The organism is Streptomyces silaceus (genome assembly GCF_001419745.1).
GTDB lineage: Bacteria > Actinomycetota > Actinomycetes > Streptomycetales > Streptomycetaceae > Streptomyces > Streptomyces silaceus.
This window is the reverse complement of the sequence record NZ_LIRJ01000574.1, coordinates 1-6,570: the sequence shown is the minus strand read 5'-3', so window position 1 is coordinate 6,570 and position 6,570 is coordinate 1. Positions and strand designations below refer to the sequence as shown.

Annotated in this window: 5 protein-coding genes; 2 read left to right on the top strand and 3 right to left on the bottom strand. The window is 72.7% G+C overall.

The features are described from left to right. Positions 1-244: 244 nt before the first annotated feature. Positions 245-2,236: an N-acetylmuramoyl-L-alanine amidase gene (locus AOK22_RS36925; protein WP_055703033.1), complete on the top strand. Its 1,992-nt coding sequence runs from the start codon at positions 245-247 to the stop codon at positions 2,234-2,236. An 85-nt stretch (positions 2,237-2,321) separates the two neighbouring features. Beyond that, positions 2,322-2,765 (top strand): NUDIX hydrolase, encoded by a 444-nt coding sequence (locus AOK22_RS36920; RefSeq protein ID WP_055703032.1) that lies wholly within the window; start codon positions 2,322-2,324, stop codon positions 2,763-2,765. On the opposite strand, the gene AOK22_RS36915 is transcribed toward AOK22_RS36920, so the two are convergent. From AOK22_RS36915 to AOK22_RS36905, 3 genes are all read right to left on the bottom strand, one after another. Beyond that, the gene (locus AOK22_RS36915) at positions 2,658-4,151 is read right to left on the bottom strand and encodes an FtsW/RodA/SpoVE family cell cycle protein (RefSeq protein WP_079037072.1); all 1,494 of its coding nucleotides are present in this window, start codon (positions 4,149-4,151) and stop codon (positions 2,658-2,660) included. The genes AOK22_RS36920 and AOK22_RS36915 overlap by 108 nt on opposite strands. Further along, on the bottom strand, positions 4,139-5,362 hold the full coding sequence (locus AOK22_RS36910) for an LCP family protein (RefSeq protein WP_107102121.1): 1,224 nt from the start codon (positions 5,360-5,362) through the stop codon (positions 4,139-4,141). The genes AOK22_RS36915 and AOK22_RS36910 overlap by 13 nt, the downstream gene beginning before the upstream one ends. Positions 5,363-5,495: 133 nt before the next feature. Further along, a partial coding sequence (locus AOK22_RS36905; protein WP_055703031.1) for a sensor histidine kinase occupies positions 5,496-6,570 on the bottom strand: 1,075 nt, incomplete at its 5' end.

Sequence of the window (6,570 nt, the reverse complement as noted above, 5' to 3'; positions counted from 1 at the left end):
CCCCCGCTCCCCCGAACAGGTGGATCTCCGTGCCGCTCATTGGTCCACTCCACTGACGCGCCGCAGGCGGTGGGGCCGCCCCTGGCGAAAACCTGGCCGTAACCCGCCGGTACCAGCGCTGACATGGGAAATCACTTCTCCTGGGCATGATTGACGGATCGTCGGAGAGCCGGTACCACTGACGCACGCCCGGCCCCGCACGCCCCGTCACGCTTCATCGGCCCAGGAGTCCCAGGAGGCTGCATTGCGAGGATCCGCCACCGCCCCCACCGCGTCCACGCGCAGACGTACCGTCAGGACGGCGGGCGCCCTCGCGTCGGCCGGTCTGCTCGTGCCGCTGCTCGGCGCCGCTCCGTCGTCGAGCGCCCCCCAACAGGCGTCCGCCACAGGGCTGCAGGCCGCCTTCGCGTCCGCCGCCTCCGAGTACCACGTGCCGCAGAGCGTGCTGCTCGGCGTCTCGTACCTGCAGTCCCGCTGGGACGCGCACGGCGGGGCGGCGAGCGTCACCGGCGGCTACGGCCCCATGCATCTCACCGACGCCCGCACCGCCCTGGCCTCCGCCCCGCACCACGGCGAGGGCAAGGAGGACCCGCGCGGCGACACCTCGCGCCCCGCCGCGCCGCCGAAGACCGCGCTGCCGGACGAGTCCGAGATCCCGGCCCGCCTGCGGACGCTGCCCCGCGCCGCCGAGCTGACCGGCAGGTCCGCCGAGGAGCTGCGCACCGACCCGGCGGCGAACGTCGAGGGCGGCGCGGCCCTGCTCGCCGCGGCCCAGAAGAAGCTCGGCAAACCGCTGACCTCCGACCCCGCCGACTGGTACGGCGCCATCGGCCGGTTCTCCGGCGCGGACGACGAGGCCACCGCGGCGACGTACGCCAACGACGTGTTCGCCGTCATCCGCGACGGCGAGCGGCGCACCACGGACGCGGGCCAGCGCGTGGCGCTCGCCCCTGAGCCCGGTCTGCGGCCCGACGCGGCCCAGCTCAAGCGCATGGGCCTGCGCAGGGCCGCGGCGGGCGAGACGGAGTGCCCGAAGACCGTGTCGTGCGAGTGGATCCCGGCGCCGTACGAGGAGTTCAAGGATCCGAACGGCAACCCCGACTACGGCAACCACGACCTGTCGGACCGGCCCAAGAGCCAGAGCATCGACACGATCGTCATCCATGACACCGAGGGCCGGTGGGAGGGAGTCCTGAACCTGGTCCAGGACCCCACCTACGTGTCCTGGCAGTACACGCTGCGCTCCACCGACGGCCACATCGCCCAGCACGTGAAGGCCAAGGACGTCGCCTGGCACGCGGGCAACTGGTACGTGAACGCCAAGTCGATCGGCCTGGAGCACGAGGGCTTCCTCACCGCGCCCGACACCTGGTACACGGAGGCCATGTACCGCTCCTCGGCGCGCCTGGTGAAGTACCTCGCCAAGAAGTACGACATCCCGCTGGACCGCCAGCACATCCTCGGCCACGACAACGTGCAGGGCACGGTGACGTCGTCGATCCCGGGGATGCACACGGACCCGGGCCCGTACTGGGACTGGCAGCACTACTTCACGCTGCTCGGCAAGCCGTTCCACCGCTCCGCGGGCGCGAAGGGCGGGCTGGTCACGGTGGCGCCCGACTACGCCAAGAACCAGCCGGAGTACACGGGTTGCGCCAAGGCCGGCGAGAAGTGCGTGCCGCACGGCTCGGCCGCGGTGCGCGTCCACACCGAGCCGCGTGACGACGCCCCGCTGATCAAGGACATCGGCAAGCGTCCCGGCGGCCAGGACTCCACGATCGACGTGAACGACACGGGTGCGCGCCTGTCCACCGGCCAGCAGTACGCGGTGGCGGACCGCCAGGGCGACTGGACGGCGGTCTGGTACCTCGGCCAGAAGGCCTGGTTCAAGAACCCGAGGAAGCAGCCCACCGCGGTCGACGCGAAGGGCCTCGTGGTGACGCCGAAGGCCGGCGCGAGCGAGGTGCCGGTGTACGGGCGGGCCTACCCGGAGAAGGAGGCCTACCCGGCGGGTGTTCCGGTGCAGACGGTCTCGCCGCTGCCGTACAAGATCCTCGCGGGTCAGAAGTACGTGATCGGCGACAAGGTGCCGGGCGAGTACTTCTACTCGCCGACGTTCGACACCGCGCCCCACAAGGTGGTGCGCGGCAAGGACATGTACTACGTGATCCAGTACGGCCACCGGGTCGGTTACGTCCGCGCGGCGGACGTGAGCGTGGTGCCGTCGGGCTCGTAGCGGCACCGCCAGGGACAGTCGGGTCCGGGTCTGCGTGGGGGCAGGCCCGGGCCCGACGTACATCTCGGGGAACGGGAGATGCGCTGTGGGGGAACAGGTGCGGTCGCGGGTCTCGGCGTACGCCGTGGCCACGGCGCGGGGCGAACTGCTGCTGACGCGGCTCTCGGAGGCGTCGCCGGTGTTCGAGCCGGGTCTGTGGCATCTGCCGGGCGGCGGCGTCGACCCGGGCGAGCAGCCGCGCGAGGCGCTGACGCGCGAGCTGTACGAGGAGACCGGCCTGGAGGTCCTCGACGCGCGCCTGGTGGACTCCCGGTCCTACGCGGCCCGCAGGCTCGGGGTCAGCTGGCATCTGGTGGGGCTGTTCTACGTCGTCGAACTCGCGCCGGGACCCGTCCGGGTCGCCAAGGCCGACGACTCCACCTCAGCGGTCGCCTGGCTGCCCCTGTCCGGCCTGGACGAGTCGATGCTCTCCCCGGCCGCCGTCGACGCCCTCGGGCTGATCGGCACCGCGCGGGCGGCCTCTGCCTGAGCCGTCCCTGTCGTACGCCTCGTACCCGTCGTCCTTCCCGTACGCAGGGTCGTGGTCCGGAGCCCGGTCGCGGCGCGCCTGGTGGCTGACGGCCAACAGAAGTGCGATCAGCAGCCAGTTGGCGACCATCGAGGAACCGCCCTGCGCGAGGAACGGCAGCGCCTTGCCGGTGAAGGGCATCAGGCCGGTCACGCCCGCCGTGATGATGAAGACCTGGAAGGCGAGCACCACCGACAGGCCCGCCGCGAGCAGTTTCCCGAAGGGGTTGCCGCAGACGAGCGCCGTGCGGAAACCACGCGCGACGAGCAGGGCGTAGAGCATCAGGACCGCCATCGTCCCGGCGAGCCCCAGCTCCTCGCCGACGGTGGTGAGGATGAAGTCGCTGCGCCCGGCGAAGCCGATCAGCTCGGGGTGCCCCTGGCCGAGACCGGTGCCGGTGACGCCGCCGCTGCCGAAGCCGAACAGGGCCTCGGCGGCCTGGTCCGACACCAGCCCCGGCGGGCGCTGGTCGGGCGGCAGATAGATGTCGAAGGGGTGCAGCCACGCCATGATCCGGCCCCGGACGTGCGGTTCGGACGCGCCGACCGCGGCGGCCCCCACCACGGTCATGGCGATCCCGCAGGCCACCCAGCCGGTGCGTTCGGTGGCGATGTAGAGCAGGGCGACGAAGACGCCGAAGAAGAGCAGCGACGTGCCGAGGTCGCGCTCGAAGACCAGGACGAGCAGGCTCAGCAGCCACACGGTGACGATCGGGCCGATCTGCCGGCCGTGCGGCAGGGTCACGCCGAGCACGCGGCGGCCGGTGCAGGCGAGCGCGTCGCGGTGGAGCACGAGGAACCCCGCGAAGAACACCACGATGCCGATCTTCGCGAACTCGCCCGGCTGGAAGGAGAGCGGGCCGAGGTACACCCAGCGCTTGGCGCCGTAGGTGTCGCCGGGGAAGAACGCGGGCGCCATGAGCAGGGCCAGGGAGGCCGCCATGGTGACGTAGAGGTAGCGCTGGAGCTGCCGGTAGTCCCGCAGGGCCCACAGCACGGCGAGCGCGGCGGCCACCGCGAGGACGGTCCACATCAGCTGTCCGCCGCTCGCGGGCGCGGAGTCGAAGCGTTTGGCGTAGGCGTGGTCGAGCCGCTGGATCAGGACGAGTCCGAGGCCGGTGAGGAGGAAGGCGAGCGGCAGGATGAGCGGGTCGGCGTGCGGCGCGAAGCGGCGCACCGCGAGATGGGCGACGAGGGCGAGACACAGCTGCGACGCGGCGAAGCCGGGCAGCTGGGCGGGGATCGCGTCCGTCACGGCCAGGCCGGCGGAGGCGTATCCGTAGACGACGATGAGGAGCGCGAGCGCGAGCAACAGGGCTTCGGTGCGGCGGGCGTTCAGTCCACGCATGGCACACCGCCTCCGGAGACCTTCGGGTCGGCGCTGTCGGAGCCGGAGGACGGGGCGTCGGACGGGCCGGTGTCGCGCGCGGACTTCGACGACTTGGCGCCGGACGGGGCGGTCTGCTCCTGGACGCGGCGCCGGACCAGGTCGCGGTCGACGATGTTCACGTCCTCGCCGTGGTGCCGGCCGAAGCGCTCCACCGGCAGGGTGGTGAACTCGACCTTGCCCCCGGTGAGGTTCTTGGCCTGCTCGACGAAGGAGAAGACGCCCCAGCCCTTGTCGAGGACCACGTTGTCCTTCACCACGTTCTTCAGGTCGAGCAGCCGGGCGGGGTTGGTCAGGGTGCCGAGGCTGTTCACCTGGTGCAGGGCCGAGGCGAGGAACGCCTGCTGGCGGCGCGTGCGGTCCAGGTCGCCGCGCTCCAGGCCGTGCCGCTGGCGTACGAAGGCGAGGGCCTCCTGCCCGTTCAGCTTCTGCCGTCCCGCCGGGAAGTCGGCGCCGGAGTAGCGGTCCTTGACCGGCTTGTTCAGGCAGACCTCGACGCCGTCGAGGGCGTCGGCGAGGCGGTAGAAGCCGGCCAGGCTGACCTCGGCGAAGTGGTCGACGGGGACGCCGAGGAAGTCGCGCACGGTCCTGATCTGCGACTGGCGGCCCGCTTCCCGTCCCGCGTACTCCAGTTCCTTCCGGTCGGTCACGCCCTGGCCGCTCAGCCGCTCCTCCTCCGCCGCCTTCGCGAGGCCGTACGCCTTCTTGATCTTGTCCTTGCCGTGGCCCGGTATGTCGACGAGGTCGTCGCGCGGGATCGAGAAGCCCTTGGCCTTGCCGCCGTCGGCGGGGACGTGCAGCAGGATCAGGGTGTTGGCGTTGTAGCCGCCGATCTCGGAGCTGCCCGCGTGCAGCTTCTTCAGCACGTCGGACGGGAGTTCGTCGCCGTCCTGGTCCTTCCGGGTGTCGAGGCCGATGAGCAGGATGTTGGTCGAGCCGTCCTTCGACTTGGGCGCGTCGGCGCCGAGGGCGGACGACGAGCCGATGCTGTCGATCTCGCGGTACAGGTACCAGGCCGCGGCGCCGCCGCACAGGACGAGGACGGCGGTGAGGATCAGGACCGTACGGCCGATCCGTGCCCTGCGCGACGGCCGCCGCTGGTGCGCCGGCCGGGAGCGCGCGCGGTGACGTCGGGAGCGGTGGCCGGCTGCGCGGTGCTGGGGCTGGGGCATGGGGACGATCCTCGGCGCCGCTTCCTGAACGGACCCTGAGGATCCGGAAGGCGCCTTCAGGAACGGTGCGCGGCTCGCACGGGCCCGCGCCCGACCGGCCCCGTCCCGCCGGAACGGATGCGGACGCCCCGGATCAGGTGCGTGCCAGGGGCAGCCGCAGGACCAGGCGCGCCCCTCGCGGGCTCGGCTCGACCCGCAGCGTCCCGCCGTGGGCCCGGGCGATCTCCCGCGCGATGGCGAGGCCGAGGCCGGTGCCGCCGCTGGCGCGGTTGCGGTCCGCCTCCAGGCGGGCGAACCGGTCGAAGACCTTCTCGGCCGCCTCGGGCGGGATGCCGGGGCCGTCGTCCGCCACTTCGAGCACGGCGGTGCCGGTCGCCGGGTCGGTGGTGGCGGTGACCCGGACCTCGGAGTCCGCGAAGCGCTGGGCGTTGTCCAGCAGATTGGCGAGCAGCCGCTCCAGCTGGCCGGGGTCGGCGCGCACGAGCACCGGGTCGTCCGCGTCGAGCGTCGGCGGTACGCGGGCGGAGCGCCGCCGGGCGGTCTTCTCGGCGGCGAGCAGCGACAGGTCGACGAGGTGCAGGGTCGGCGGCTGCTGGGCGTCGAGACGGGCGAGGAGCAACAGGTCGGCGGCGATGCGCTCCAGTCGTACGGTGCTGTCGAGGGCCTGTCCCAGCGAGGCCGCCGTCTCGGGCGGCGGCTCCTTGAGGAGGGCCAGTTCGAGTTCGGCGCGGGCCGCCGCGATGGGGTTGCGCAGTTCGTGCGACGCGTCGGCGACGAACTGCCGCTGCCGGGTCACCGAGCGCTCCAGGCGCTCCAGGGTGTCGTTGACGGTCCTGGCCAGGCGGGTCATCTCGTCCTGGCCCCCGGGCGCGGGCACCCTGCGGCCGAGCCGGTCCGCGGTGACGGCGGCGAGTTCCCTGCGAATGACCTCGACGGGGCGCAGCGCCGCGCCGGTCACGGCCCAGGCGATCAGGCCCGTGAGCAGGACGACCAGGGGGCCGCCGACCAGGACGGTGACGCCGAGCGCCCGTTCGGCGTCGGACACGGCGTCCAGCACGGTCAGGGCGTAGACGTAGCGCTCCCCTTCCGGCGAGGGGGTGCGGACGACGGCGATGACGCTGGTGTGGGCGGCCAGGGCGGGGGCGGCGGTGAAGTCCCGTACCGCCGAGTCGGTGCCGGGCTCGGGCCGGAAGTCCGCGAGGGCGGCG